Raw genomic sequence first — 26228 nt, 5'->3', positions numbered from 1 at the left:
TTAGCGTGGCGACGCCACGCTAATCCGACCTACTTTCGGACAGACCATGACTCACATCCCCCAAATCAAGATCCCCGCCACCTACATGCGCGGCGGCACCAGCAAGGGCGTGTTCTTCCGCCTGCAGGACCTGCCCGCCAGCGCGCAAGTGCCGGGCGCGGCGCGCGATGCGCTGCTGCTGCGCGTCATCGGCAGCCCCGACCCGTACGGCAAGCAGATCGACGGCATGGGCGGCGCCACGTCGAGTACCAGCAAGACGGTGATCCTGGCAAAAAGTAGCAAGCCGGAGCACGACGTCGACTACCTGTTCGGCCAGGTCTCCATCGACAAGCCTTTTGTCGATTGGAGCGGCAATTGCGGCAACCTGTCGGCCGCCGTCGGCTCGTTCGCCATCGCCAGCGGACTGGTGGACGCCGCCCGCGTGCCGCGAGACGGCATGGCCACGGTGCGCATCTGGCAAGCCAATATCGGCAAGACCATCATCGCCCATGTCCCCATGACACATGGCGAAGTACAGGAAACGGGCGACTTCGAACTCGATGGCGTGACTTTTCCGGCCGCCGAAGTAAAACTGGAATTCCTCGATCCGGCCGCGGAGGAAGAGGGGGGCGGTGGCGCCATGTTCCCTACTGGCAACCTCGTCGATGACCTCGACGTGCCCGGCATCGGCAGCCTGAAAGTCACCATGATCAACGCCGGCATCCCGACGATCTTTGTCGACGCGGACGCCATCGGCTACACGGGCACGGAACTGCAGGACGCCATCAATGGCGACCCTGCCGCGCTGGCCCGTTTCGAGACCATCCGCGCGCATGGCGCGCTGCGCATGGGCCTTATCGCGCATCTCGACGAGGCGGCGAAACGCCAGCACACGCCGAAGGTCGCGTTTGTCGCCAAGCCGGCCGGCTATGTCTCGTCCAGCGGCAAGCAGGTGGACGCGGGCGATATCGACCTGCTGGTGCGCGCCATGTCCATGGGCAAGCTGCACCACGCCATGATGGGCACGGCCGCTGTCGCCATCGGCACGGCGGCAGCCATCCCCGGCACCCTGGTCAACCTGGCGGCGGGCGGCGGCGAAAAAACCAGCGTGCGCTTCGGCCATCCGTCCGGCACCCTGATGGTGGGCGCGGAAGCGGCGCTGGCCGATGGCGCATGGAGCGTCACCAAGGCCATCATGAGCCGCAGCGCGCGCGTGCTGATGGAAGGGTTCGTGCGCATTCCCGGCGACGCGTTTTAAGGCCAAGCAGGCGAATGCGCATGCAGATCAGTTGATATTTCTGCTAGCAAAGAAATTGAGCGACAAGGAAAATGGGGGAGCGCCGGCCGCGATGCGCATGCGGCGGCGACCTTCCATGCTTCCCGACGGGTGAATTGATGCTATTTAACTCCTACGTCTTCCTGTTTGCGTATCTGCCCATCACGGTGGCGGGATTTTTCATCCTGGGACGGCGCAGCCAGTTGTGGGCTGCGGCCTGGCTGGCTTGCGCCTCGCTGTTTTTCTATGGCTGGTGGGATTACCGCTACCTGCCGCTGCTGCTCGGCTCCATTCTCTTCAATTACGGCAGCGCCGCCCTGCTTGGGCCAGGACGCATCCGCCACCGCAAGGGCCTGTTGATCGTGGCCATTGCCGCCAACCTGGGGCTGCTCGCCTATTACAAGTATGCGGGATTCTTTGTGGCCAGCCTGGCGCAATTGCTGGCGCAGCCGCTGCCCGCTCTGCACGTGGTGCTGCCTATCGGGATCTCGTTCTTTACGTTTACCCAGATCGCCTTCCTGGTCGATACCTACCAGGGCAAGGCGCAGGAAAGCCGCTTTGTCCATTATTTGCTGTTCGTTACCTATTTCCCTCACCTGATCGCCGGCCCTGTATTGCATCACAAGGAAATGATGCCGCAGTTTGCCGACAGGCGGATATTCAGGCTCTCGGCCCGGAACATCGCTATCGGCAGCACGATCTTTTTCATCGGCCTGGCAAAAAAAGTGTTAATTGCCGACAATGTCGGCCCGTATGCGGCGCCGCTGTTCGATGCCCCAGCCGAACCTTCGCTGCTGCTCGCCTGGGGCGGGGTGCTGGCGTACACCTTCCAGCTGTACTTTGATTTTTCCGGCTATTCCGACATGGCCATCGGCTTGTCACGCCTGTTCGGCGTGCGGCTGCCGCTCAATTTCGACTCGCCCTATAAATCGCGCAATATCGCCCAATTCTGGCGCCGCTGGCACATGACGCTGTCGCGTTTCCTGCGCGATTACCTGTATATTCCGCTGGGTGGCAAGCGCTGCGGGCCGGCGCGGCGCTACCTGAACCTCATGATCACCATGGTGCTGGGCGGCTTGTGGCATGGCGCCGGATGGAATTTTCTCGTCTGGGGTGCGCTGCATGGCGCCTACCTGGCCATCCACAAGGCCTGGAGCGCGGCTGCACGGCGGCTGCATCTGCCGCTCGATAGTCGCGCCTGGAAGATCATCGCCACCTTGATCACCTTTGCCGCCGTCAGCGTTGCGTGGGTCTTTTTCCGCGCCCCGGACATGGCGACGTCATGGACGATCCTGCAGGGTATGGCGGGCCGCTATGGCGTGGCCGTGCCCGATGTGCTGGCCAGCCGCGTGCCGTCGCTGCAGCATCTGCTGGAGACGATAGGCACGACGTTTTATCTGGGCGGTGGACGTCTGTTCGTCGAGACCTGGGCGTGGATAGCCGTCGCCGCGCTGCTGGCCTTTGCCTTTCCGAACACGCAGCAGATCATGCGCCGCTGCGAACCGGCGCTGGATTTCCGGCGTGCGCGCACTGCAGGAACGGCAAGCCGGGACATGGCGCGCCTGCTGACGTGGCGCGCCTCGCCTGCGTGGGCGGCCGCCATCGCGCTGCTGGCGCTGGCGGGCATCCTGGCCCTGAACCGGCCTGCCGATTTCCTGTATTTTCAGTTCTGATGGGGATCGGTGAAATGACAAGACCATCGTACGGCCGATATCTGTCCATTCTGGTGCTGGTGCTGCTATCCTGCGCATGCCTGATATGCGCCTTTGTGTACATTGTCGACCCCTACAATCTGTATGGCGCGGTCAGGCGCGACAATTTCAACGCCGTCAAGCCTGGCCTGCAACGCTACCAGAGCCAGATCAAGCACGAACACGCGCTGCGCCTGCAGCCGCGCTTCATCATCCTGGGCAATTCGCGCGCGGAGATAGGTTTCGATCCACGTGCCGCTGCATTTGGCCCGCTACACGGCGCCGGCTATAACATGGGCATTCCCGGCACCGGCATGGCCACGGCCATCAGCCAGTTCGCGCAATTGTCGCAGGCAGGCATCAAGCCGGGGACGGTGATCGTGGGACTTGAGTTCATCGACTTTCTGAAGCCGGCCATCGCGCCGCCGGCGCGTACAGAGGCGCCGTCCGGCCATGTTGCCGGATTCTGGCGTTTCGATACCTTGTTTTCTCTGGCCTCGGTGAAGGACGCCGTGAAGACTCCGCTGATACAGCATGACAGGGCGGCGTTCACCATGGCGCCGAGCGGCCTCAATCCCGCGCTGGACTATGGCGCGCAAGTGGTCCGCGATGGCTATTACAAGGTGTTCAAGCATCGGGCACAGAAAAGTGCCGCTCGATTTGTCAAAATGTCGACGACCGATTTTGCCGACGGCGATTTTCAATCGCTGCACGACTTCTTGCTGGCGATGGCGGCCACGCAGGCCGATGTCAAACTGGTGATCTATCCGTATCACGCACAGATGCTTACCCTGTTCGAAGGGGCAGGCCTGTGGCCCCTGTTCGACGAGTGGAAACGGCAGGTTGTGCTGGAGGTGGCCGCCGTCAAGAAACAGTATCCATCGGCGCGCATCAGCGTGACCGATTTCAGCGGCTTTGGCAGCTACAACTGCGAGATGATCCCTGCTGAAAAACAGCGCGATGGCAGTACGCGCTGGTACTGGGAAGCTGGACACTTCAAGAAGGCACTGGGCGATATCGTCATGCTGCGCGTGATGACGCAAAAGGAAGGCGCCCCGGTGGATGGCCAGTTCGGCATGCCCCTGACCGGTGCCACGCTGGCGGCGAATCGCGACAGGATCGCGGCCGAGCGAAGCGCCTGCGTGGCAGCACAGCCGCAGATGTTCCTTTTCTCCAAAAAACTGTTCGCAAGACCTTTGGAGGATGGACCAACAGATAAATAATAGCCAGCAGCACGCAAGCAGATAGTCCACATATCAAGGCCAAACCAGTTCGCCCAAGCCCGATACAAGGTTGCACGACTACCGGAGGAGACATGAATTTCGCAGCATTTTACCAACGCTCGATCGACACACCTGACGCTTTCTGGCGCGAGGAAGCGGACAAGATCGACTGGAACATCCCGTTTTCGCAAGTGCTCGATTATTCCCGTCCGCCATTCGCCAAATGGTTCGTCGGAGGCACCACGAATTTGTGCCACAACGCCGTTGACCGCTGGGTGGAAAGCCAGGGCGATGCCGCCGCGCTGATCGCCATTTCCACCGAGACCAATACCGAGCGCAGCTACAGCTTTCGCGAGCTGCAGCGCGAAGTGGAGCGCTGCGCCGCCATCCTGCTGGCGTTGGGCGTGGGCAAGGGCGACCGCGTATTGATCTACATGCCGATGATCGCCGAGGCGGCGTTTGCCATGCTTGCTTGCGCGCGTATCGGCGCCGTGCATTCCGTCGTGTTCGGCGGCTTTGCCGCCAACAGCCTGGCCAGCCGCATCGACGATGCGCAGCCCAAGCTGGTGTTCTCCGCCGATGCCGGCTCGCGCAATGGCAAGGCGATAGCCTACAAGCCGCTGCTCGACGAAGCCATCCGCATCGCCGCGCACAAGCCGCGGCAGGTGCTGCTGGTCGACCGCCATCTCGTGCCGATGGAACTGACGCCCGGCCGCGACGTCGACTACGCGGCCCTGCGCGAGCAGCACATGGACGCGCAGGTGCCCGTCGCCTGGCTCGAATCGAACGAGCCGTCGTATGTGCTGTACACCTCGGGCACGACGGGCAAACCGAAGGGCGTGCAGCGCGACGTGGGCGGCTACGCGGTGGCGCTGGCATCGTCGATGCAGTACAACTTCTGCGGCAAGCCCGGCGAAACCTTCTTTGCCACCTCGGATATCGGCTGGGTGGTGGGCCATTCCTACATCGTGTACGGCCCGCTGATCGCCGGCATGGCCACCATCCTGTACGAAGGCTTGCCCATCTGCCCCGATGCGGGCATCTGGTGGAGCATCGTTGAAAAATACAGGGTCACGCGCATGTTCTCGGCACCGACGGCCATCCGCGTGCTGCGCAAGCACCCGGTGGAACTGATGCGCAAATATGACCTGTCTTCCCTGAAGGCGCTGTACCTGGCGGGCGAGCCGCTCGACGAAACCACCTCGCAGTGGATCGCCGATGAACTGAAAGTGGACATCATCGACAACTACTGGCAGACGGAGACGGGCTGGCCGATTCTCTCGGTGGCGAAAGGCGTGGCCGATACCCCGACGCGCCTGGGCAGCCCCGGCCTGGCCATGTACGGCTACCAGGTCAAGCTGCTCAACGAAGCGACGGGCGAGGAGTGCGCCGCCAACGAGAAGGGCGTGCTGGTACTGGAAGGCCCGCTGCCGCCGGGCTGCATGCAAACGGTGTACGGCGACGATGCGCGTTTCGTCGACACCTACTGGTCCACTTTCAGCGGCCGGCAAGTGTATTCCACCTTCGACTGGGGCCTGTGCGATGCGGATGGCTATTATTTTATTCTGGGCCGCACCGATGACGTGATCAACGTGGCCGGCCATCGCCTGGGCACGCGCGAAATCGAGGAAAGCATCACCAGCCACCCGAATGTATCGGAAGTGGCGGTGGTGGGCGTGGAAGACAAGCTCAAAGGCCAGGTGGCGATGGCTTTCGTGATCCTGAAGGATCCGCGCGGTTTCGACAGCGTTGAAGCGAAAGCGGTGCTGGAGCGCGAAGTGATGGCCGTCGTCGATCGCCAGCTGGGCGCCGTGGCGCGGCCTGCGCGCGTGCTGTTCGTGTCGCAGCTGCCGAAGACGCGCTCGGGCAAGCTGCTGCGCCGTTCGATCCAGGCCATCTGCGAAGGGCGCAGCCCGGGCGACCTGACGTCGATGGACGACCCGGCATCGCTGCAGCAGATCCAGGCGGCGCTGGCGTAAGTGCCAGGAAGCAAGCGAAGTTTATCAATCGATAAACTTCGCTTTCAAATCCGGTCGCTTTCCTTGCGCACGACCCTGCCGACGATCAGGCATTCATTGCCGCGGCACAGCTTGCGATGGTATTTGCGCTGGTCGGGGTTGTCCGACGTCAGCCACCATTCGCCGATATCGCGCGCCATGCGCTTGACCACCGGCTCGCCTTCATAATTGATGGCGAACACAATGCCGTCGGCTGGCCGGTTGTCCGCCGTATTGATGATCACCACGTCGTCCTCGTACAGGGCCGGCTCCATGCTCTCGCCCTTGACCTTGATCGCCACCAGTTTTTCAGGATGGTAGCCATTGCGCTCGACCCAGCTGCGCGGCACGCTGATGGTACTGCCGTCGTGCGTTTCCGGTTCGATGGCAAAGCCCGTGATGCCTGCCGACAGGCGCAGTTTCACCTTGCGGATCGGGTAGAAGCGTTCATCCTCGCCATCTTCCACCACCACGGCCTGCACGCCTGCCAGCGCGCGCGCGGCCATGGTCACCTGGTCCGGTGCCGCACCCTGGTCGAAGTACATGCTGTCCAACTGCAGGTCCGCTTCCAGCTTGCGCGCGATCTTTTCGCTGAAGGCGCGGCCCTCGCGGTAGGTGGGCGAGAGGATTTGCGAGATGCGTGCCTCGCTCCAGCCGCTGACGTCGGAAATTTTCTTGCGCGTGTTGTCGTAGTGCTCGCGGATCAGGGCCAGCAGGCGGTCGCGTCTGTATTGATACATATTCATCTCCACATTAAACCTGAAATTTACCGTTTGATAAATTACCAAATGCTTGACTTTAACATTAGCGATTGATAAAGTCCACTCGTTGCCTGTCGCAAACGCACTACAGCGTCTGCCGGTTGGCGACACCACGGGAGGTCAGGCAGATGTTGAACAGCAGTCAGTTGGTTGAAAGCAGGGCGGCGCCGCGGCAGGGGCGCCAGTTACAGGGACGCAGCAAAAAGTCGCAGCTGCATATCGCCCGCATCGCGCAGTACATTCGCGAGCAGGGCCAGGCCAGCGCGGCGCAATTGTCCGCCTTGCTGGGACTCGATGCAGGCACCATGAGCCGCTATTTGCGCCACATGTGCGGCATGGGACAGATCCACCTGGCGCAGCGCCATTGCACGGAACCGGGACGCCAGCGGCCCGCCCTGTACGCGCTGGGCGAGCAGGATGACGAGGTCGATGGCTGGGCCGAACTGCCGCCGCAAGTGCGACGCACGGCCAGCTGGGCACGCGGCACGGCGCACCGCGATCCGCTGGTGGCGGCGCTGTTTGGCCCGGCACAGAATAACGATTAGTATCAACGAGGAGAAATCATGGGGTTTGCAGAAAAATTCATCGCATCGCTGTCGTCGCAGAACTTGCGCGACGATGCCGTCCACCACGACCTGGATGTTATCGCGGCGGCCGCGCTGGCGGGCGACATGGGTGCCTTGCTGTGCCGCGTCAAGTATGCGGACGGCACCGTCAGCCGCCTGTTCGAAGGCAATGCGGGCAACCTGGCGCAGTTGCTGCGCGCCTGGACGGCTGCCGTGACGCAGAAGGGCCGCGCGCGGCGCTGGGTCAAGGCGCAGACGGCCTGGGATGCGCAGGCGGCCAATACCTTGTACCGCCGCGTTGCCGAAGCGTCGCTCGCGCATTGGCTCGACAGTAAATGTAAGGTCTGCCACGGCACGGGCGTCGTCGCTGCCATGCAGGCCGGCGCGCCTGTCGTCTGCAAGGCTTGCCACGGCGCCGGCGAAGCGGCCATCAGCTGCTCCGGCGGCTTCGAGCTCGAACGCATCAAGGATATGGTCAGCGAACTGGAAGGCATCTTCCAGTCGCACGGCGCCCGCGCCATGCGCCGCCTCGGCCACTGACAAATTTTTTGCAATATGCCTGGCACTGGAAAAAACGCCCCTACAATAGAGTCTCGATCACGCAGCAACAGCAACACCGGCAGCACCGCAGTACACCACATGCTTCTCCACTCGTAATAGACGCGCCCAAGGCGCGACACCGATAGGGGAACTCAGCGCAGCGAACGGCCTTCATGGCCCCTTCGCCCACCTTCCGTCCGGTATGGCCCCGCGCCATCCGGACGCCAGCCCGCCGCCTCACCGCGTGCGGGCTTTTTCGTTTCCTGATTATCGGCAGTTCCCCCCTCAAGACCGCAGATGCGGTCTTTTTTTTCATCCCACGAAAGGTATTACTTATGGCATCGACAGCAAACGGCATCGACAGCTTGATCGTTATCAGCAAACAAAGCGCCGAAGGCAGCAAGGCCGCCGCCGGCGGCGGCCAGATTTATCCCCGCGTCACAGCCACTTTCGACACGGAAGCGGACAAATACGCGAGCGCCGAAATCGACGCCAGTCAGCAGCAGGGCGATACCCGCCTGGGCAATTTCCGCACCACGGGCGCCATCAAGGCCGAAGCGGCGTGCGGCACGTATGCACCGCTGATGGCGGCGCTGCTGCGCCGCGACTTCACGGCAGGCGGCGTGGCTGCCGCACAAACCACCATCGCCGCGGCAGCCTCCGGCCTGACGCGCAGTGCCGGTTCCTGGCTGAGCGAAGGCTTCCGCGCCGGCAGCGTGGTGCGCATCACCGGCATGACGGCGCCGGCCGCCGCCAACAACGCGAAGAATTTCTTCGTCACGTCGGTGACGGCCACCAACCTGAATGGCCAGTTCATGGACGGCTCGGCGATGATCGTCAAGGCGGCCGGCGACTCGGTCGGCGTGGCGGCCGTGGGCAAGCGCAGCTTCACCCCGTTGACGGGCCATACCACCGACTGGTTCACGGCCGAAGTGCAGGACCCGAAGATCGGCGTGCACCGCAGCTTCATCGACCAGCTGGTCAGCAAGATGGATATCGCCGTGCAGCCGAACGGCATCACCAGCCTGGACTTCACCCTGATGGGCAAGGCGGAAGGCCCGACCACGGCCGTGCCGTACTTCCCCGCGCCGCTGGCCGCACCTGGCTCCGGCAAGTTTTCGGGCGCCACGGCCATGCTGTCGGTGAACGGCATCCCGTCGCAGATCTGCACCGGCATGTCAGTTTCGCTGGACGGCCAGGTCAAGGTCGACCCGGTGATCGGCTCGAAGTACGCCACGGCCGCCTCGCGCGGCAAGGTGATGGGCTCGGGCCAGTTCACGGTGCTGTTGCAGGACGCCACCTACCTCGACTACTTCAAGTCCGAGACGGAAATCCCGCTGGCCTACGCCATGGCGTCGGGCACCGCGCCGGCCGCCGACGTGCTGGCGCTGGCCATGGGCCGCATCAAGATCACCTCGGCCAAGATCGACGACGGCGAGAAAAACAAGATCGTCACCTGCGCCTTCGACGTCCTGCGCTACAAGGGCGCGGACGCGCAGCACGAAGCGACCACCTTGACCATCCAGGACAGCGCGCTGTAAGCGGCTGACGCTTGACCCGGGGCCGCCTGATGGCGGCCTTTTTACTTTTACCTCAATCAAGAAAGCAAATACATATGAACAACGCACAAATGATCGCCTCGGCTGGTTTTGATATTTCCCTGTTGAATGATGGCAACAAATCGGTGGATCAGGTGCACCTGGTGTCGGTGTTGTTTGACGAAGACGGCGCGCACAAGGCGGGCTTTGAAATTGTCAGCAAAAATTCCGACCAGTACCGTGCCGTGATTCGCGAAACGTCGGTGGTGGCGATCAAGCGCTCGGTGCAAAAAAGCAAGCAAATCGACGCGAAGACCGACGAAGGCGCCGCGGAACTGTATGACCTGGCGGAAAACCGCAACATGAAGATCGCCATCGCGGTGGTGGTGGGCATGCCTGGTTTCGTCGACAAGGGCGTCCCGGTACAGCCTTCCCCGGCTTTGCTGAAGGCGATTTTTGAAAAAATGCCGTCCTGGCAGGAAAAAGTGCTGGCCGCACTCGAGGCGGACGGCAATTTTTTGACGGTCTAACCGCCGCCTTGCTGCTCTTTGCCGAGGAACAGTTCGAGCGTTCGGCAAAGGCGGCTGATGGCAATGCGAAAGGCGAGCACCTGGATGCCGCCAAGCGCCATCCACTCTACCGGGAGCCGCAGGCTCCCGTTCGCGCGCAACTGCCGTTTGAACTGGCGCATGTGTGGCAGTTTTTCGTGCAGATGAGCCGCAAGCGGCAAAACGGCATGGCGGTCAATCCCTTGAGCAGCCTGGATATCCTGGCATGGCAACTGCGGCATCGTATCCGTCTGGCGGTTTGGGAAGAGGAGCTGGTCGATCAGCTTGATGCAGCGTATATCTCCCATCAAAACAGTTCGCCTTAGCCCTGGTTTTGCCCTGATTTTTACAGCAGAGGTGACACGGAAAACACAACAGCCGTCGCGCAGGTGGCCTCGATTGCACGGTCACCTTTGCGGTGGCTTTTTTTATGGGTAAATTATGACCGTTGAAATTGAAACATTACAGATACGCATCGATACGCTCAATGTGCGCATCGCGGCAGATGACCTGGAACGCATGCGCGAGGCCAGCGAGCGGGCTGCCAAGTCGACTTTCAAACTCGAAGATGTCACGAAAAAATACACGGAGATCCTCTCCAACCTGGGTATTTCCAACAATATTGGCCAGATCGTCAAACTGTCTGATGAATATACGAAACTGACAGCGCAACTGCGCATGTCGACCAGTTCGACGCAGGAATATGGCGAGGCGTACGACAATGTCAAGCGCATTGCCGCCTCGGGGCAGACAGACCTTGCCGCCACGGCAGGGTTGTATGCCCAAATGAACGATGCGACCAAAAAACTGGGCATCAGCCAGGCCGAAGTGGCCGGCATCACCGAGGCGCTCAATCTTGGCGTCAAGATCAGCGGCGCCTCGGCGGCAGATTCCGCCACCGCCTTCAAGGGGCTGTCCGACGCCTTCGCCGATGGCGCCCTGAGCAGCCAGCAATTTAACGATATCAGCCAGGCTGCGCCCGAAGTCATGGCGGCCATGGCCGCCGGCCTGGGCGTGTCGAAAGAAGCGCTCGCCGGGCTTGCTGGCGCAGGATTGATCACTGCCGACGTGATGGCCGTCGCGCTGCCAAATGCGCTGGGCGAGTTGCGCAAGGAAGCTGTGCAGTTCGAAACCATCGGTGGCAGCTTTACCGTCTTGAGCAACAACGTGATGGAATTCACGGCGAGACAGGCGGAGTCGACCGGCGCCGTGCGCCTGATGACGAGCGGCCTCGAATTTCTGTCGAATAACCTGACCCTGGTCGTTGGCGTGCTCGAAACGCTGACCACCGCGAAATTTGGTTCCTGGGCTGCCGGCGTCGTCGTGGCTACGTATAGCAAGGTCACGGCCAACCGGGCCTTGCTGGCATCCACCCTGGCGGCGGCGAATGCCGACGTGACGGCGACCGCCGCCACCTCTGCACTGGCGACCGCACGTGTTGCTGAATTACAAGCGACGATACGCGCCAGCCAGGCCGACGTGGCGCTGGCGCTGACCACCAATGGCCTGATTCCGGCACAAGCCCGTGCCGCAGTTGCCGCCGAAGCCCATGCTGGCGCATTGGTGGCGCAGACAGCGGCAATGCGTGCCGCGTCCGTTACCGCTGGCGTTTTGCGCGGTGCGTTGGCCTTCCTGGGCGGCCCGATCGGCTTGATTGTCACGGTGCTGGGCTTGGGCGCAACTGCCTGGGCCATGTGGGGGAGTTCTTCGAAGGACAATGCGGAGAAAGCCGTAGAACCCATGCGCAAGAGTACCAAGGAAATCGTTGCTGAACTCGACAAGCAGATGGTCCAGCTTGCAAAGCGCAATGAGCTGGCAAAGCTGGGCGTGTCGGAGAAAGGACTGAATACCCCGGCTGGCGAACGCATGCTGGAGATTTCGACGGAAATGGATGCCGTGCGCAATCGCACGGGAAAATACCAGTCCCTGGACAAGGCCGGGGTGGACAGCAACCTGGCAAGGCTGCAGGGCGAACTGGATATGGTGCGCGGCAAGCTCAAGCAGCTAGAGCAGCAAGGTGCGTCGGGTAAACCGCAGGGTGGAACTGGTACAGGCGCGCCATCGCTTCCCGCTCCGCCCACGCCTTTCGAATCCATGATGAATGAGATGCGCGGCAAGTCCCGCGACCTGAAGCGCGAAGCTGCCGGCTATGCCGAGATGAACGAGGCGCAAAAGTACGATTATCAGTTGAAGGAACTCCTGGCGGATCGGACGAACAAAGTGACCGCGTCGCAGCAGGCAGGATTCGAGGTTGCGCGCAAGGGGATACAGGCCCGCGTCGATGAGATCGAGGTGGGCAAGCAAGCCAAGGCTGTGACCGAGCAGGCGCTGGCAGACGCGAAAGCGCTGTCCGATACGCGGACGCAGGCCGTCGCCGATGCCGTCAAGGAAGCCGAGGCTGGCGAAAAGCTGGTGGCGGTGTATGGCATGAGCAAGACCGCCATCGCGCAAAACGAAATGGCGCTGCTGAAGGAACAGCGCGCCGCGCTGGCGGTGGGCAAGGAAAACGCGGCCCAGATTGAGTATTTGAATGCCTTGATCGATGCCAAGCAGCGCAGCATGAAGGCGACGGAAGAACTGGCCGCCAAGGAAGCGTCTGCCGCTGCGGCCAAGAAGGCCTCCGATGACTGGGCCGCCAGCGCCAAGGATATCGAAAAGTCGCTGACTGACGCGTTCATGAACGGCTTCGAAGGCGGCAAGAACCTGGCGACCATGTTCAAGGATAAGTTGAAGAGCATGTTCAACAACCTCGTGTTGCAACCGATCATGTCGCCCATCGCGGCCGGCTTTGCCTCATTCCTGAATCCGGGCGCGGCGCAGGCACAGGGCAGTTTGGCCAACGGCGGGGGCATCCAGTCGTTCCTGAGTTCGGCGAAGGGCATCTACGATTCACTATCCAGCGGACTTTCCGGTATTGGTACATCGGTGGCCAATGGCGTGCAGCGTGGCATGAGCATGCTGCAAGGCACTCCTTACACGGCCGGGGCCAATGGCGCATTCGCCACCGGTGCCGGTGCGGCGGCAAGCGTTGCCGCCGGCGTCATGGGCGGAGTATATGGCGGCAAGATGATTTCAGGGGAGTACGGCCGTAATGGCATCGTCAATGCTGGCACGGCGATCGGAGCTGTCGTTGGCAGCGTTTTCCCGGTGGTAGGTACTGCCGTGGGCGCGCTGGTGGGCGGCTTGCTGGGCGGAGCAGCGAACCGCCTGTTCGGCATGGGCGAGAAAAAGGTCAGCAGTGCCGGTATTTCGGGCAACCTCGGTGCCGATGGCTTTACGGGTGAGAGTTATTCGAACTGGACCCAGAAGGGCGGCCTTTTCCGCAAGAATAAAAAAGGTACCGACCGCTCTGAAGTCGATGCCGAGCTGGCGGCCTCGCTTGGCGATACGTATGCGCAGATGAAGGCGGTGACGGGCGCTTTCGCCAGCACCTTGGGCGTCAACACGGATAGCCTGGCCACGCGCACGCAGTCGCTCAATATCGTCATGACCAAGGATGACGCCGCGAACCAGAAAGCCATTGCCGATTTCTTTACCGGCGTCGGCGATGCGATGGCAAAGGAACTGGTGCCATCGCTGTCGCAACTGAGCCAGAAGGGCGAATCGGCCAGCGCTGCGCTGCAGCGCCTGGCGGGCAACTACGCGGTCGTCGATGCCATGCTGGCTACCCTGGGCAGCACATCGCAGCAGGCATTCGGCGCCGTTGGCGTGGCGTCCCTGGCGGCACGCGAGCAGCTGGTCAAGGCTGCCGGCGGCGTGGAAGCACTGGGCAATCGGACTGCATTCTTTGCCGAAAACTATCTGACCGAAGCCGAGCGTCTGGCGCCCGTGCAAAAACACGTGACGGAACAGATGGCGGCCCTGGGCTATGCGAGTGTGACTACGCGAGCGCAGTTCAAGGACACGGTATTGCAATTGGTCAATTCCGGCGCATTGGCTACCAAGACGGGGGCCGACCAGTATGCGGGCCTGATGGCATTGGCCGATGCGTTCGCGAAGACGCATGCTGCGACGGAAAGCCTGACCAGGTCGGAACAGAGTATTGCCGACGAGCGCAAGGGTATGCAGGAAAAGCTTGACCAGATGACGATGACTACGGCGCAATTGCGTGCCAGGGAGCGTACAGCGGTCGATGCCGCTAACCTGGCCTTGTATGACCAGTTGCAGGCGCGGCAGGATATTGCAACTGCCTATGAAACGGAGTCTTCGGCCCTCAAGTCCACCATCGAGCGCCTGAAATCGTTTGGCGACGGCATCCGCACCTTCAAGGATTCTCTGTTGCTGGGCAACCTGTCGACCTTGACGCCGATGCAGAAGATGGTAGAGGCGCAGCGTCAGTATGAAGAGACGCTGGCCAAGGCGAAGACGGGCGATGCGGCGGCGCAGTCGGCGCTGACAGGTACTGCCACCGCGTATTTGACGGCCAGCCAGGTCGTGAACGCTGCAAGCGCGAGCTATGCCGCCGATGCGGCCAGGGTCCAGGCCGAGCTGGCGGCGCTGGCTGCGGTCACCGGAACACAGTTGAATGATGCGCAGAAGCAACTGACGGCACTCGATATGCAAGTGGGGCAGTTGATCAACCTGAACAAGACGGCGGTCGGCATCCAGCAGGCGGTCGATGCGCTGGGTGCTGCGTTGCGGGCAGGCGGGCAGACCGATGTCACGGGTGGCATGCGCTTTGCGCCTGCTGCCGGCATGTCTGTCGCCGCCTCCTTTGGCGAAGCAGCGGTGGAAGCGCCGGCCGTCTTCGACCCCGTGCGCTACTCGTCGGCGGCGAACGTCGGCTCCGATGTACTGGTGGCCGAAATCCGCGGCCTGCGCGAAGACAACCAGGCCATGCGCGTGGAGCTGGAAGGTTTGCGCGCCGACCAGCGGGCGCAGACGGGCGCCACCATCCAGGCCACCTTTGAATCGAATGCCAGCGCCGCCAGGACGGTGGTCGATGGCGTGGATAAATCGTCCCGGGCATCCGCCTGGGCCAATGCAGTGAAAGGAGAGTACGCATGACCGATGCGCAATTTCAGGATTGGCTGCAAAGCCCGTCGGCCATCCGCATGGTGCTGATCGAGGCGCAAGTGAACGTGGCCGGCAGCGAGGTGACGCGGTATATCGCTTCGCGGCCCTACATCACCGGGCCGCGCGAAGTGCCGGCGAATACCGCCTACCAGCCGCTAGCCAAGGGCGGCCTGGCCTTCACGGAACAGGTCAGCCTGTCCGGCGAGGCCGGGCTGTCGGGCGGCGATATCGAACTCGATAACGCCGACGGCGCGCTCGATGGCTGGCTGGATGATGTCTGGATGAACCGGCCGATCAAGGCCTGGGCAGGTGATCCGTCCTGGCCGCGCGCCGACTTCCAGCTGGTCTTTGACGGCATCATCGCCGACGTGGCCAGTGCGGGGCGCGAGTCGGTCAACCTGGTACTGCGCGACAAGCTGCAGCGCCTGAATACGCCGATCTCCGAGGCGAAGCTGGGTGGCACGACGCCGAACAAGGACGCCATCCTGCCGATATCGTTTGGCGAGTGCCACAACGTGACGCCCTTGCTGACCAATCCCGCCACGCTGGAATACGGTTTTCTTGGCGCGGTCGAATCGACGTTTGAAGTGCGCACCAATGGCAAGCCGATTGCCGTGGCCTTGAATGACCAGGCGGGCCGCTTCAACCTGACTACCGATCCGTTTTCCACCACGATCACGGCCAGCGTACAGGGCGACAAGGGCGGCGGCTATGCGCCGCGCATCGCGCCGCTGGTGCAGCGTATCGCTACGGCCTACGGCAAGGCGGCCGACCGTTTTGCCCTGGCGGACCTGGACCTGGACAACCTGGCCGCCTTCGACGCGTCCCACCCGCAGCCGGTGGGGCTGTATGTTGCTGACCGTACGAACCAGGCGCAGGCCATCCAGCAACTGGCGGCCAGCGTGGGCGCCCAGGCGATCATGTCGCGCACCGGCCAGCTGCGCCTGGTGCAGATCGCGCTGCCGGCCGCCGGCGTGCCGGTGGTGATCGGTCCGGAGCAGATGCGCGAACGCTCGCTGCGTCCCGCGCAGCGCCTGCCGGTGACGGCCGCCGTGAAGATCGGTTTTGACCGGAACTGGACGCCGCAGGCTGGCCTGACGACCAGCATACCGCCCGCGCATGCAGATTTGTATGCCACCGAATGGCTGACGGAGACGGTGGTCGACGCGGCGGTGCGCACGCGTTACCGCTTGAGCGACGACCCGGTGCAGATCGATACGTGCCTGAAGACGCGGGCCGATGCCCGCGCGGAAGCGCAGCGGCGCCTGGCCTTGAGCAAGGTACCGCGCACCATTTACGAATTCGATGGAGAACCCGAGATGATGATGCTGGAACTGGGACAGCCCGTACAACTGCGCGCTGAACGCTTTGGCTTGCAGGACGGCGTGCCGGGCGTGGTGGTACTGCTGTCGCGCTTCTGGCTGACCGGCCGAGTGACGGTGGGGGTGCTGGCATGAGCGCCATAGTGGGGGAACGCGATACGCTGCTGCAGGCGACGGCGGAGCGCTTCAGCACGACGGCCGATGGCAAGGCGCTCCTGATGTCCGCCAGTACGCCCGTCTTTCGCGTGAACAGCGCCGGCGCCGGCGCGCCCGGCTCGATCGCCATCACCGCCAAGCCCGTCAATGTGGTGGGCGATATCGTCTTTTCGGTATCCGCCGGCACGGCGTTGCGGGTGAACGGCAACGTGGCCACGGTCGATTTTGCCAGCATGACTACGGATACGGCGCTGGTGCAGGCACGCATCCGTGAATTTGGTGTCGATTACATCGCCAACTACATGGTCAGCAAGGTCTTCGACGGCGTCAATGGCGATACCGGCCTGGCCGGATTGAACACGGGCCAGGCCTTCGCCTACAAGCGCGCCGCTGCGGCACCCGTTGACTCTCCGGGCGACGTTATCTTTACCTTCGCCACGGGGGCCATCACGACGCCGGCCGGCAACGATCTGGCCAATGGCTGGTCGAAGAACATCCCTGCCGGCACGGCGCCGCTGTACGTGCGCGTGGCAGCAGCCAGTTCGCGCAATGCCACGGACAATATCGCCGCCAATGAATGGTCGGCGGCGGTGCAACTGGCCAAGGACGGCACCGACGGTTTGAACGTGGCACCCGTGCGCATCTACCAGCGCGGCGCCACCAACATCGCGCCGGCACTACCGAGTGCGGCGTGCACGTTCACGTTTGCCACAGGCGCACTGACAGGCCTGAACAATGGCTGGTCGGCCCAGGTGCCGACGACGGGCGGTGCGTACCTGTTCACCTCAGGTGCTACGGCCGCATCGCGCACGGCGACCGACGACATCGCCCCAGGCGAATGGGCCGCCGCGGCGCGCCTGGCCGCCGATGGTGCTACTGGCCAGCGCGGCACCGTCACGGTGGCGGCGCCTGGATATTCAACGTGGTCGGATGCCTCGGCCGTGTACGAGTTGGGCCGTGCCGGCTATGGCGCGCCGATCAACCGCGACGTGGTGACCTTGTATGACGCGACGCATGCGGTGACGAAGTTTTATGTCAATGGCGCCTGGGAGAGCTCGGATACTGTTCTGAACGGCAATTTGCTGGTGCCGGGCACGGTGGCAACACAGGCGCTGGCGGCAGACTCAGTTACAGCCGAAAAGATTGATGCGCGAGGGCTGAGCATCAAGGATACCGCTGGAAACATTATCCTTAGCGCCGGCACGCCCTTGACGTCGAACTATATAAATGCAGGGATAGGCGCAGGTAATCTGATCAGTAATTCCGGTCCGTACCCTGGCACCGTGGGGGACTTCGGCGTGGAATATTCTTTCGCCCCAGGGCTGACAGCTGTCGTTGATAGCCCTGAGTTCTTCCAGCCGACCGGCGCCGGCGGCGTCTACATGCGGTGCCCCGGGACCGTTCCAGTAGATGCGGTGGCTATCATGACCCCGAGGCAGGCCGGCGCATTCCGAAAATTTCCGGTGATTTCTGGCGTGCGCTATGAATTCAGTATCTACATGACGACTCACCGCTGCAAGGGCGCGGCGAATGTCGCTTTTTACGACGCCGCAGGCACGTATATAACGGAGATGGGTGGGAACGCTGTGGACGACGTGTCGACCACGGGCCCCCTGAGCGCGTGGCCAAGATCCGTTGTATTTGCTGTGGCGCCGACAGGGGCCGCTTACGCGTCTGTGCGCGGCGTGCTTGTTGGCAAGGGTGCCGTCGATGCCTACCTTTTTACCTCGTCGTGGTACTTCGGCGTGGCGCTTGCCGCGCAGACGGTGCCATCGGCTTGGGCGGATGGCCCAGGAGCGAGGTTTGGAGACAATCTTTATGGCCAGATCACGCCGTCCAATTCGCCGACTTACATCGCCAACGCCGCCATCTTAAACGCCCAGATCGGTGGCGACATTTACAGCAACAACTGGAGTGGGAGTGGCAGCACGACGGGATGGTGTTTGGATCGAAATGGGAATTTACACGCGAATAGTGGCACTTTTCGCGGTACCTTGTCTGGGGTAACGGGCTCGTTTCAGCTGATACGCAGTCCAGGCCGTATTCCTAGAGGGGACGGGGCAGGTTACGACATGACCAGTAGCGGACTGTATTTTTACGATGGCATTCATTCGCTGCCCTGTATTGAGCTGGGAGAATACATCACATGAGTACCGGTCTGAAAATCCGCCGCGGCGGCGTGGTGGTCTTTGATTCCCGAATTACTGCTGGCGGCATTTGTCTCGACATCATTGAAATATCGGGCGCCGCGAGTGTGCGTTCCTTTCCCCTTATGCCGAGAGGTCGTACGCCGATGGTGGTCTACAGCGATGGCGCGACACCCAGTAACTGGAGCTACGACGAACTATCAGGCGTTCCACGTTTCAGTTTTCCAGCAACGGGAACAGCATCCTCTCAAAACCGCACATTTGCAGGGATATATCTCAAATGAAGACTGCACTCAGGATTAGTAATTTAAAGCAGGAATTGGTAGTGCACAACGAATCGCGTGGCACAGAATGCATCGGCAAGGCTACGCTGTCGCGCGTGGTACAGCCATCGACTTCTGGAGGCGTTCGTACTGCAGGTTACTCCACGCACACATTCACATCTACCAGGCCTGTTTTATGGGCTATCGATCTGCCTATGGGGAGACGAGTCGGTATTGTTGGCACCGGTCACAAAAACGGTGTTTACACTATCGGTGCGTATTGTGGAGGCAACCCCGATTTTTCTGGATTTGATCAGCAGTATGCGGTTGATATATGGGCATTTTCAACGATTTCCGCTGCCAGTTCACAGTTTGGTTTGCTACTGAGGAATAGCGATGGTGCCATTGCCCATGACTTTGCCGCACCCAATATCACGTTTCCTGTAGCTGCGGGCGATCTGTCTTCCGCTGCGTACTTGCCTCCCACTGTCCGTCCAGTTGCTATCGGTAACAGCCCTTTCTACGACGTCAACTATATCGACCGTGAGTCAGGCTTTATAAAGATGGATAGTCGGCAATTTTTGCTGCGTGAAAGTAATAGCGTCGCGTATTCGACAGGTGTGATGTTCATGTCGGGCGTCATGAGCGGAAATATGCCGGAAGGGTCAACGGTCAGCGATCCATCTCCTTTTTTCGTGATCGACGGGCAGTTTTTGCCATAAAGCTTATTGCTGGAATTTATATGAAAAATCTTCGCATCATCTATGACAATGCCGCCGACCGTGCTGTGTTGACGGCATCGAGCCAGGCCGGCACCTTGGGGCCGGCCAATTTGCAGCGGGAAGGAAAATCTTCGGTTTTACGTTCAATCGGTGCTGCGCTGGCCATCACGGCAACGTGGCTGTCACCGGAAATTGTCGGTGGCGTGGCCCTGCCGTTTTGCAACCTGACCCCAGGGGCAACCATCCGCGTGCGCGGCTACATCGAGCCCGGCAACATTGCGCCTGCATTCGATACGGGCGTCATGCCTGCATGTGAGTATGCGCGGCTGGGCATGTGGGATTGGGGCGCGTTGCCGCTGGGCTTGAATGCCTACAGTTACGGCGGCGGTACCTACGCCCGTTGCTGGTTCCAGATGCGCAGCATCAGGAAGCTGGTGATCGACCTGGCCGACCCCGGCAATCCTGCCGGCTACATCGAGGCCGCGCGCCTGGTCGCAGGGGCATATTGGAGTCCCGAGCAGAACGCCTCGTATGGCGCTGGTATTACACCGGTCGACACCAGCACCCAATACCGTAACGGCGCTGGCGAACAGAAGGTGGAACGGGGTGTGATGTACCGCAAACTGTCGCTGGCGCTCGATCACATGACGCCGCTGGACCGTGCAGAACTATGGCGCATCGTGCGCGGCAACGGTCTGTCGCGCCCGCTTTTCGCCAGCATGTATCCGGATAGCAACGATGTCGAACTGGAGCAGGCACACCAGGTGTATGGCCGTCTGGCCAACCTGGCCGCCATCACGACGCCATCTTTCCAGGCTTATGCCACCAACATTGAAATAGAGGAGTTGTAATGAGCGATTTTTTTTATTATGGACAGAAGGACACGATCCAGCGCTTGAACGAGCTGGCTGGACGGGGCGCCGTGGTGGCGTCGTATGCGCCAGCCGTGGGGCGGTCGCCGCTTGGTGGGCCGAATGGCTATATGGATGCCGCGTGGATTGATAGTGCAACGCCAATTAAGTCACAATTCCCTATCAGTATTGGTGAAGGGATGGCGAACAAGTATGGATACAACTACCTGCAAGGTGGTCAAGGTCAGCGTCTGTATAAAATCGCAACCTTGGAGCCTACGGCTTCCAGTACGTACTCATCGCTGCGTATTGATGCAATGGTAGGGGGGTGGGGCGCTTATGATTTGACAGCAATGACTATCATCATTGGCAGTCGTGTCGCTACGGCAGTTGAAGGTGTGAACGTCGAATGGTCGTCCAGCCGCTTCATCCCGCTTAATGTACGATTCTTGGCGTACTTGGAATCAGATGGCAAAGTCTCGGTGTACCTGTTCTTTTTGGCAGGTGGTTTTGCTCAGGCATCGTTCCAATTGATGGGAATGCAGATCGCTACCTATACCAGCCCAGTAGCGGTGGACACAGTGACTGGCACGCCAGTATGGGATAGTTCCGCAAGCCCATCGGAGCCTTTGTATCGCTCCCCTCGTTCGCGTGGTATGGGTAACGCCCCAACCACTCTGCAAGGTACGAGCTTTGACAGCATTGTCGAAGTGCGTGCGCAAGACGGTAACACGTCTTCAGTGTCGTACCTTGCAGGCGCGCCAAAAGCGCACTCAATGGCAGCTAAACAAGAGGCAGAAGCCCTTCGTATTGGTGTATCCGGCAATACGGGTATCTCATACGCCGGCTTCTTCAATGCTGTGGTATCCGTAGGTGAAAATGCCAGCCCATTTGCGCTGGGATACAAACTGACGCTAAAGGCTCGTGACGTGGGTTCGGGAAACTTTACCCCACCACTGTTCTCTATTACAGGCAATGGGCAGGTGTATGTACCCTTGCTGAAAGCAGGCAGTTCTAATACCTCGCAGCTAATTCATAACATTTCGTGCCCATCTACGTCTGCCACAAACGCGGAAATCATCTACATTGGCAAGGAAGGCGCTGGACAGCCGTGTGTTGGGATTCGGGCATCTAGCGGTGTAGGTGGTTGGGCCGGTTCGCCGTCGGTTTTCTATGTAGGCGTACATCCACCTACAGGCCGCAGTGGTAACTTTGCAGGTACTGTAAATACAGGCGGTAACGATTATGCCGAATACATTTTCAAAAGCCTGCGCTGCGGCGTTGTCGCCGCCGGCCAAATAATTGGCATCACTGCGGATAACCAGATCACCGACAAGTGGGTCGATGCCGTCATGTTCTCGATCAAATCGACCGCGCCCTCGTTCGTCGGTGGCGATTCCTGGGCCAGTGACGTAGGATCGCGCCCATCGCCCCAGGCAGGACCAGCGCCGACCCAACCCTTGCGGCGCGTCGACGTGCTCGCGCAGCAGCCAGTGCCCGGCACCAACCCACCGGAATATGAGGACGTGGTAACCGAACCCGGCGACACCGATGAAGAATGGGCGGAAAAGCACGCCGCCTACACCGCCGCGCTGGCCGCCCACAACATCGCCGTGCAGCAGGATGCCGAGGCCATGGCCACCTTCGACGCGGCGCTGGAGGTCGAGCGTCAAAAGGTCGACCGCATCGCCATCGCAGGCCGCGTACCGGTCAACGTGCTGGGTACCCAGCCAGGCGACTACATCGTGCCCGTGCAGGACGGCGCGGGCATCCAGGGCATTGCTGTGCACAAGGACGATATCACCATGAAGCAGTACCTGCATGCAGTCGGCCGCGTGATCTCGATCGAGCCGGATGGCCGGGCTTATGTGATGGTCAAGGCCGTGTGACCAGGCAGTAATCCCTCTCAAACCCGCTTCGGCGGGTTTTTTCATTTCCACCACCTGAAAGGCAACCATGGCCCTCGAAACCACCGCCGCCGGCGGCGCATTGATCAAACTGTTTGGCGTGCCCGTGCTGGCAGGCGCCGCTGCCACGTCGTTGGGCTTCATGTTCATGTGGCCCCAATCCACCAAGGAGGCATTTATCCGTTTTTGTTCCAGCATCATCATTTCCACCTTTCTCGGTCCCGTGCTCGTGGCCGCCGTGCTGTCGTGGTGGCCCAGCCTGTTCGACAGCGCGAAGACCGTGGCGGGCTTGTATGGCGGCGATCCGGCCACGGGGTTTTTATTCATCGCCGCGCCGCTGATGGTGGCGGCCGGCTTGCCCGCCTGGTGGGTACTGGGCGCCTGCGTGCGCTGGTTCGATAAGCGGCGCGGCAAGGATATCGGCGAACTGGCGGCTGATGCGGCCGCTGCCGTCAAGGATGTGCGGGGCATGCTGTGACAGGCGCCCAATTGATGCAGATCATGCCATTGGCCGGCCGCCGCGCTACGCTGTTCCTGGCACCTCTGAATGCGGCGATGGCCGAGTTCAGCATTGATACGCCGCAGCGCCGGGCGTCATTCCTGGCGCAGGTGGGCCACGAATCGGGACAGTTGCGCTATGTGCGCGAACTGGCCAGCGGCGCGGCCTATGAAGGGCGGGCGGACTTGGGCAATGTGATTGCTGGCGATGGCGTGCGCTTCAAGGGACGCGGCTTGCTGCAGGTGACGGGGCGCGCCAACTATGCCGCGTGCGGCGTGGCGCTGAACCTGGACTTGCTGGCGGCGCCGCAGTTGCTGGAGCAAACGACTGCCGCTTGCCGCTCGGCGGGCTGGTTCTGGCAATCGCGCGGCTTGAACCGGCTGGCCGACGCGGGCGACCAGGAGCGCGTTACGCGCCGCATCAACGGTGGCGTGAACGGCCTGGCCGAGCGCCTGGCTTTGTATGCAGCAGCACGCAAGGTGCTGGCATGAAGCCGCCCTTGCTTGTGCTGGCCATGCTGCTGTTGCTGGGGGCCGCCGTGTTTTGCGCCCAGCGCTGGGGGCATGAGGCGGGTCGTGCCGCATGCGCGGCACAGGTGCTGGAGGTGCAAGCCGTGTTGAAGCGCCAGACCCAGGCCCTGAATGCGATGCGGGAGGAGGGAGCGCGACGGTCGGCAAGTGCCCGGCAGGCATTGGCCAGTGCGCAGGCTGGGCAAGCAGACGCCCAGGCGGCAGCGGCGCGCATTCTGGCGCTGCAGCCGGATGATGATGCTTGCCAGGCGGCCGAGGTGCTGATCGCCAGTGAAATGGCTGGAAGACCCGCTGGCGGGACGCCATGAGGGCGGCAATGACGAGTGCGCCAGCGCTGCTGCGGGTCTGGGGCTACTTGCAGGCTTGTTTATGGGCTGGCGCACGGGCTTGCTCATCAGCCTGCTCACTGACCAATACACCGCCCCATTCACTGACCTGTTCATGGGCCTGTGTATTGGTCTGCGTGCTTGCTGGGCTGCTGGGTGGCTGCGCGGCCGGTGGGGCAAAGCTGGAAGCCGCGGCGGAAAGGCTGCCCATCGGCGTGCCCTGTATCGCCGTTCGTCCTGCGGCACCCGTCTTGCCAACCGTGCCGCAGCATGGCATTTTTGAACAAGTGCAAGCCTTGCTGGCGCGTGAACACTTGCGCGCGGCCTATGTGCGGCAGCTGGAAGCGCTGATGGATGGCTGTGCCGGCAGCTAGCGTCGATTGTTGCGCAACGACGTCGGCGGCTGCTCTACGGCTGGCCTGCGGCTGTTTGCAGTTGGCTTGCAGCTTGCTTGCGCCGCGCGTGATCCCCTGAGGTCGTCGCCTGGCGCCACTCGCCATGCCAGAGTCCCATAGACCCAGAGTCCCAGACCTTGATGCCGCTTCGTCGTGCCAGGTCTGGACGCCGCTTCCGATGCTGCCTTCTGGTGCGGCCGCGTGCCGGCGCGCCAGAAAACAGTGCACGGCAGCGCGTCCAGCCGCGGATTTTTTCAGCCGCGATGCTATTTCGGCACAATTCCTGTATACAATTTACCTGGCACGATGCATGCATGGTATTCCTTGGTCGTCCCATCCAAGGAGCTTCGCATGCATCATCCGCCGCTAGTGCGTTCCTGTCGTCCCGTTTCTCTCTTGCTTTTCCCTTTCATCTGCGCCCATCCGGGCCGCGGTAACCCAGGAAATGGAGCGTAAATGGCCACTCCCCATCTGAAATCCATCCACCGCGGCGTGCCGGGCGCCACGCCTGCCGTGCTATCGCCCGTCGATGAAATCCTGCCAGCCGGCAAGCTGTTCACCCTAGGTTTGCAGCATGTGCTCGTCATGTATGCGGGCGCCATCGCCGTGCCGCTGATCGTCGGCCGCGCCCTCAAGCTGCCGCCCGAGCAGGTGGCGGCGCTGATCAGTGCCGATCTTTTCTGCTGCGGCCTCGTGACCCTGATCCAGTCCCTGGGGATAGGCAAGTACTTCGGCATCCGCCTGCCCGTGATGATGGGCGTGACCTTTGCCGCCGTCAGTCCCATGCTGGCCATGGCGAACAATCCGGCCTTGGGCATCACCGGCATCTTTGGCGCCGTGATCGGCGCCGGCGTCGTGTCCATGCTGATCGCTCCCTTCATCAGCCGCCTGCTGGCCCTGTTTCCGCCCGTGGTCACGGGCAGCATCATTGCCGTGATCGGCGTGTCGCTGATGCGCGTGGGCGTCAACTGGGCCATGGGCGGGCCGCCGGCCATGGCCCAGATTGCCGATCCTGCCTTCGTCAAGATGGCCGCTGCCGCCACGGCGGCCGGCTTGCCCGCGCCAGCCGGTCCCGTGCCCATGATTGCCAACCCCGGTTATGGCGCGCTGGATAACATGGGCATCGCCTTCTTCGTGCTGGCTGTCATCTTGTTGGTGGCCAAGTATGGCCGCGGTTTCCTGTCGAATATTGCGGTATTGATCGGCATCATCGCCGGTACGGCCCTGTCGTTTGCCCTGGGCAAGGCCGATTTCGCCAAGGTGGCCAGCGCCAAGGCCTTTGCCATCGTCACGCCATTCCAGTTCGGCATGCCGACCTTCGACGTGGTTGCCATCGTCACGATGAGCCTGGTGATGATCGTCGTCATGATCGAGTCGCTGGGCATGTTTCTGGCGCTGGGAGAAATGACGGACAAGCACATCACGCAGGCCGATATCAGCCGCGGCTTGCGCGTCGATGGCCTGGGCACCTTGATTGGCGGCATCTTCAATACCTTCCCGTACACCTCGTTCTCGCAAAACGTGGGCCTGGTGGGCGTAACGGGCGTGCGCAGCCGCTGGGTCTGCGTCGCGGCCGGCATCATCCTGCTCGTCATGGGCGTGATTCCAAAGATCGCGCAGACGGCCGAAGCCGTGCCGGCGTTCGTGCTGGGCGGGGCAGGGCTGGTGATGTTCGGCATGGTCGCCGCCACCGGCATCCGCATCCTGGCTGGCGTCGACTACAAGAGCAACCGCAACAACCTGTTCATCGTGGCCCTGTCGATCGGCTTCGGCATGCTGCCGCTGGTGGCCGAGCAATACGCGCAGCACATGCCCAAGGCCCTGTCGCCGCTGCTACACAGCGGCATCCTGCTCGCTGCCATCGTCGCCGTTCTGCTCAATCTGTTCTTTAATGGAGTGGCGTCGCAGGAAAAGGCGCAGGAGCAGGCGCGCGCGAACAGTCATGGCAGCGATTGAGGAGCCATCCCGTACCGTG

22 protein-coding genes are annotated in these 26228 nt (G+C 61.8%); 21 read left to right on the top strand and 1 reads right to left on the bottom strand.

All coding sequences use genetic code 11. The features are described from left to right. The first annotated feature begins 46 nt into the window (after window positions 1-46). From prpF to CSQ91_RS10125, 4 genes are all read left to right on the top strand, one after another. On the top strand, window positions 47-1237 hold the full coding sequence (gene prpF, locus CSQ91_RS10140) for a 2-methylaconitate cis-trans isomerase PrpF (RefSeq protein WP_099388175.1): 1191 nt from the start codon (window positions 47-49) through the stop codon (window positions 1235-1237). A 137-nt stretch (window positions 1238-1374) separates the two neighbouring features. Continuing rightward, window positions 1375-2928, top strand: coding sequence for an MBOAT family O-acyltransferase (locus CSQ91_RS10135; RefSeq protein WP_099388174.1), 1554 nt, complete (start codon window positions 1375-1377; stop codon window positions 2926-2928). Further along, window positions 2826-4169, top strand: a complete 1344-nt coding sequence (locus CSQ91_RS10130; RefSeq protein ID WP_143451003.1) for a hypothetical protein — start codon at window positions 2826-2828, stop codon at window positions 4167-4169. Before CSQ91_RS10135 ends, CSQ91_RS10130 begins: the two co-directional genes overlap by 103 nt. A 92-nt stretch (window positions 4170-4261) precedes the next feature. After that, window positions 4262-6148, top strand: coding sequence for a propionate--CoA ligase (locus CSQ91_RS10125; RefSeq protein ID WP_099388172.1), 1887 nt, complete (start codon window positions 4262-4264; stop codon window positions 6146-6148). Window positions 6149-6192: 44 nt separating this feature from the next. On the opposite strand, the gene CSQ91_RS10120 is transcribed toward CSQ91_RS10125, so the two are convergent. Continuing rightward, on the bottom strand, window positions 6193-6906 hold the full coding sequence (locus CSQ91_RS10120; RefSeq protein WP_052140253.1) for a S24 family peptidase: 714 nt from the start codon (window positions 6904-6906) through the stop codon (window positions 6193-6195). A 149-nt stretch (window positions 6907-7055) separates the two neighbouring features. Between CSQ91_RS10120 and CSQ91_RS10115 the strand changes: the two genes are divergently transcribed. From CSQ91_RS10115 to CSQ91_RS10050, 17 genes are all read left to right on the top strand, one after another. Further along, a complete protein-coding gene (locus CSQ91_RS10115; RefSeq protein ID WP_034783960.1) occupies window positions 7056-7472 on the top strand; it encodes a FeoC-like transcriptional regulator in 417 nt (138 codons plus the stop codon). An 18-nt stretch (window positions 7473-7490) separates the two neighbouring features. Further along, window positions 7491-8033, top strand: a complete 543-nt coding sequence (locus tag CSQ91_RS10110) for a zinc finger-like domain-containing protein (RefSeq protein WP_034783962.1) — start codon at window positions 7491-7493, stop codon at window positions 8031-8033. 335 nt (window positions 8034-8368) lie between these two features. Beyond that, complete coding sequence (locus CSQ91_RS10105; protein WP_099388171.1) at window positions 8369-9574, top strand: phage tail tube protein; 1206 nt, start codon at window positions 8369-8371, stop codon at window positions 9572-9574. A gap of 11 nt (window positions 9575-9585) precedes the next feature. Beyond that, a complete protein-coding gene (locus tag CSQ91_RS10100) occupies window positions 9586-10101 on the top strand; it encodes a hypothetical protein (RefSeq protein ID WP_143451002.1) in 516 nt (171 codons plus the stop codon). An 8-nt stretch (window positions 10102-10109) separates the two neighbouring features. Then, complete coding sequence (locus CSQ91_RS10095; protein ID WP_070257666.1) at window positions 10110-10445, top strand: phage tail assembly chaperone; 336 nt, start codon at window positions 10110-10112, stop codon at window positions 10443-10445. 115 nt (window positions 10446-10560) lie between these two features. Beyond that, the gene (locus tag CSQ91_RS10090; RefSeq protein ID WP_099388170.1) at window positions 10561-15126 is read left to right on the top strand and encodes a tape measure protein; all 4566 of its coding nucleotides are present in this window, start codon (window positions 10561-10563) and stop codon (window positions 15124-15126) included. Further along, a complete protein-coding gene (locus tag CSQ91_RS10085) occupies window positions 15123-16592 on the top strand; it encodes a hypothetical protein (protein ID WP_099388169.1) in 1470 nt (489 codons plus the stop codon). Before CSQ91_RS10090 ends, CSQ91_RS10085 begins: the two co-directional genes overlap by 4 nt. Beyond that, complete coding sequence (locus tag CSQ91_RS10080; RefSeq protein ID WP_143451001.1) at window positions 16589-18763, top strand: hypothetical protein; 2175 nt, start codon at window positions 16589-16591, stop codon at window positions 18761-18763. The genes CSQ91_RS10085 and CSQ91_RS10080 overlap by 4 nt, the downstream gene beginning before the upstream one ends. Beyond that, window positions 18760-19044, top strand: a complete 285-nt coding sequence (locus CSQ91_RS28640) for a hypothetical protein (RefSeq protein WP_143451000.1) — start codon at window positions 18760-18762, stop codon at window positions 19042-19044. The genes CSQ91_RS10080 and CSQ91_RS28640 overlap by 4 nt, the downstream gene beginning before the upstream one ends. After that, window positions 19041-19745, top strand: coding sequence for a hypothetical protein (locus CSQ91_RS28635; protein ID WP_143450999.1), 705 nt, complete (start codon window positions 19041-19043; stop codon window positions 19743-19745). The genes CSQ91_RS28640 and CSQ91_RS28635 overlap by 4 nt, the downstream gene beginning before the upstream one ends. A 20-nt stretch (window positions 19746-19765) precedes the next feature. After that, window positions 19766-20596: a hypothetical protein gene (locus CSQ91_RS10075; protein WP_099388167.1), complete on the top strand. Its 831-nt coding sequence runs from the start codon at window positions 19766-19768 to the stop codon at window positions 20594-20596. Next, a complete protein-coding gene (locus CSQ91_RS28630) occupies window positions 20596-22485 on the top strand; it encodes a hypothetical protein (protein WP_143450998.1) in 1890 nt (629 codons plus the stop codon). Before CSQ91_RS10075 ends, CSQ91_RS28630 begins: the two co-directional genes overlap by 1 nt. A 67-nt stretch (window positions 22486-22552) precedes the next feature. Then, entirely contained in the window at window positions 22553-22981 is a 429-nt protein-coding gene (locus CSQ91_RS10065; RefSeq protein WP_034785835.1) for a hypothetical protein, read from the top strand. Between the two features lie 14 nt (window positions 22982-22995). Next, window positions 22996-23493 carry a glycoside hydrolase family 19 protein gene (locus tag CSQ91_RS10060; protein WP_099388165.1) on the top strand — a complete coding sequence of 166 codons (498 nt, stop codon included), beginning with the start codon at window positions 22996-22998 and terminating at the stop codon, window positions 23491-23493. Continuing rightward, on the top strand, window positions 23490-23840 hold the full coding sequence (locus CSQ91_RS10055; RefSeq protein ID WP_099388164.1) for a hypothetical protein: 351 nt from the start codon (window positions 23490-23492) through the stop codon (window positions 23838-23840). Before CSQ91_RS10060 ends, CSQ91_RS10055 begins: the two co-directional genes overlap by 4 nt. A 155-nt stretch (window positions 23841-23995) precedes the next feature. After that, window positions 23996-24232, top strand: coding sequence for a hypothetical protein (locus CSQ91_RS28625; RefSeq protein ID WP_143450997.1), 237 nt, complete (start codon window positions 23996-23998; stop codon window positions 24230-24232). Window positions 24233-24709: 477 nt separating this feature from the next. After that, on the top strand, window positions 24710-26209 hold the full coding sequence (locus tag CSQ91_RS10050; protein WP_257217281.1) for a nucleobase:cation symporter-2 family protein: 1500 nt from the start codon (window positions 24710-24712) through the stop codon (window positions 26207-26209). Window positions 26210-26228: the final 19 nt, after the last annotated feature.

The sequence above is a fragment of the Janthinobacterium sp. BJB301 genome, from assembly GCF_002735685.1.
GTDB lineage: Bacteria > Pseudomonadota > Gammaproteobacteria > Burkholderiales > Burkholderiaceae_D > Janthinobacterium > Janthinobacterium lividum.
This window is presented reverse-complemented; position numbering and strand designations above follow the sequence as displayed.

Excerpts from the sequence above, each read along its gene's own strand:
- prpF (WP_099388175.1), top strand. The coding sequence starts at position 47 with ATGACTCACATCCCCCAAATCAAGATCCCCGCCACCTACATGCGCGGC.
- CSQ91_RS10135 (WP_099388174.1), top strand. The coding sequence starts at position 1,375 with ATGCTATTTAACTCCTACGTCTTCCTGTTTGCGTATCTGCCCATCACG.
- CSQ91_RS10125 (WP_099388172.1), top strand. The coding sequence starts at position 4,262 with ATGAATTTCGCAGCATTTTACCAACGCTCGATCGACACACCTGACGCT.
- CSQ91_RS10120 (WP_052140253.1), bottom strand. The coding sequence starts at position 6,906 with ATGTATCAATACAGACGCGACCGCCTGCTGGCCCTGATCCGCGAGCAC.
- CSQ91_RS10115 (WP_034783960.1), top strand. The coding sequence starts at position 7,056 with ATGTTGAACAGCAGTCAGTTGGTTGAAAGCAGGGCGGCGCCGCGGCAG.
- CSQ91_RS10110 (WP_034783962.1), top strand. The coding sequence starts at position 7,491 with ATGGGGTTTGCAGAAAAATTCATCGCATCGCTGTCGTCGCAGAACTTG.
- CSQ91_RS10105 (WP_099388171.1), top strand. The coding sequence starts at position 8,369 with ATGGCATCGACAGCAAACGGCATCGACAGCTTGATCGTTATCAGCAAA.
- CSQ91_RS10090 (WP_099388170.1), top strand. The coding sequence starts at position 10,561 with ATGACCGTTGAAATTGAAACATTACAGATACGCATCGATACGCTCAAT.
- CSQ91_RS10085 (WP_099388169.1), top strand. The coding sequence starts at position 15,123 with ATGACCGATGCGCAATTTCAGGATTGGCTGCAAAGCCCGTCGGCCATC.
- CSQ91_RS10080 (WP_143451001.1), top strand. The coding sequence starts at position 16,589 with ATGAGCGCCATAGTGGGGGAACGCGATACGCTGCTGCAGGCGACGGCG.
- CSQ91_RS28640 (WP_143451000.1), top strand. The coding sequence starts at position 18,760 with ATGAGTACCGGTCTGAAAATCCGCCGCGGCGGCGTGGTGGTCTTTGAT.
- CSQ91_RS28635 (WP_143450999.1), top strand. The coding sequence starts at position 19,041 with ATGAAGACTGCACTCAGGATTAGTAATTTAAAGCAGGAATTGGTAGTG.
- CSQ91_RS10075 (WP_099388167.1), top strand. The coding sequence starts at position 19,766 with ATGAAAAATCTTCGCATCATCTATGACAATGCCGCCGACCGTGCTGTG.
- CSQ91_RS28630 (WP_143450998.1), top strand. The coding sequence starts at position 20,596 with ATGAGCGATTTTTTTTATTATGGACAGAAGGACACGATCCAGCGCTTG.
- CSQ91_RS10065 (WP_034785835.1), top strand. The coding sequence starts at position 22,553 with ATGGCCCTCGAAACCACCGCCGCCGGCGGCGCATTGATCAAACTGTTT.
- CSQ91_RS10060 (WP_099388165.1), top strand. The coding sequence starts at position 22,996 with ATGCAGATCATGCCATTGGCCGGCCGCCGCGCTACGCTGTTCCTGGCA.
- CSQ91_RS10055 (WP_099388164.1), top strand. The coding sequence starts at position 23,490 with ATGAAGCCGCCCTTGCTTGTGCTGGCCATGCTGCTGTTGCTGGGGGCC.
- CSQ91_RS10050 (WP_257217281.1), top strand. The coding sequence starts at position 24,710 with ATGGCCACTCCCCATCTGAAATCCATCCACCGCGGCGTGCCGGGCGCC.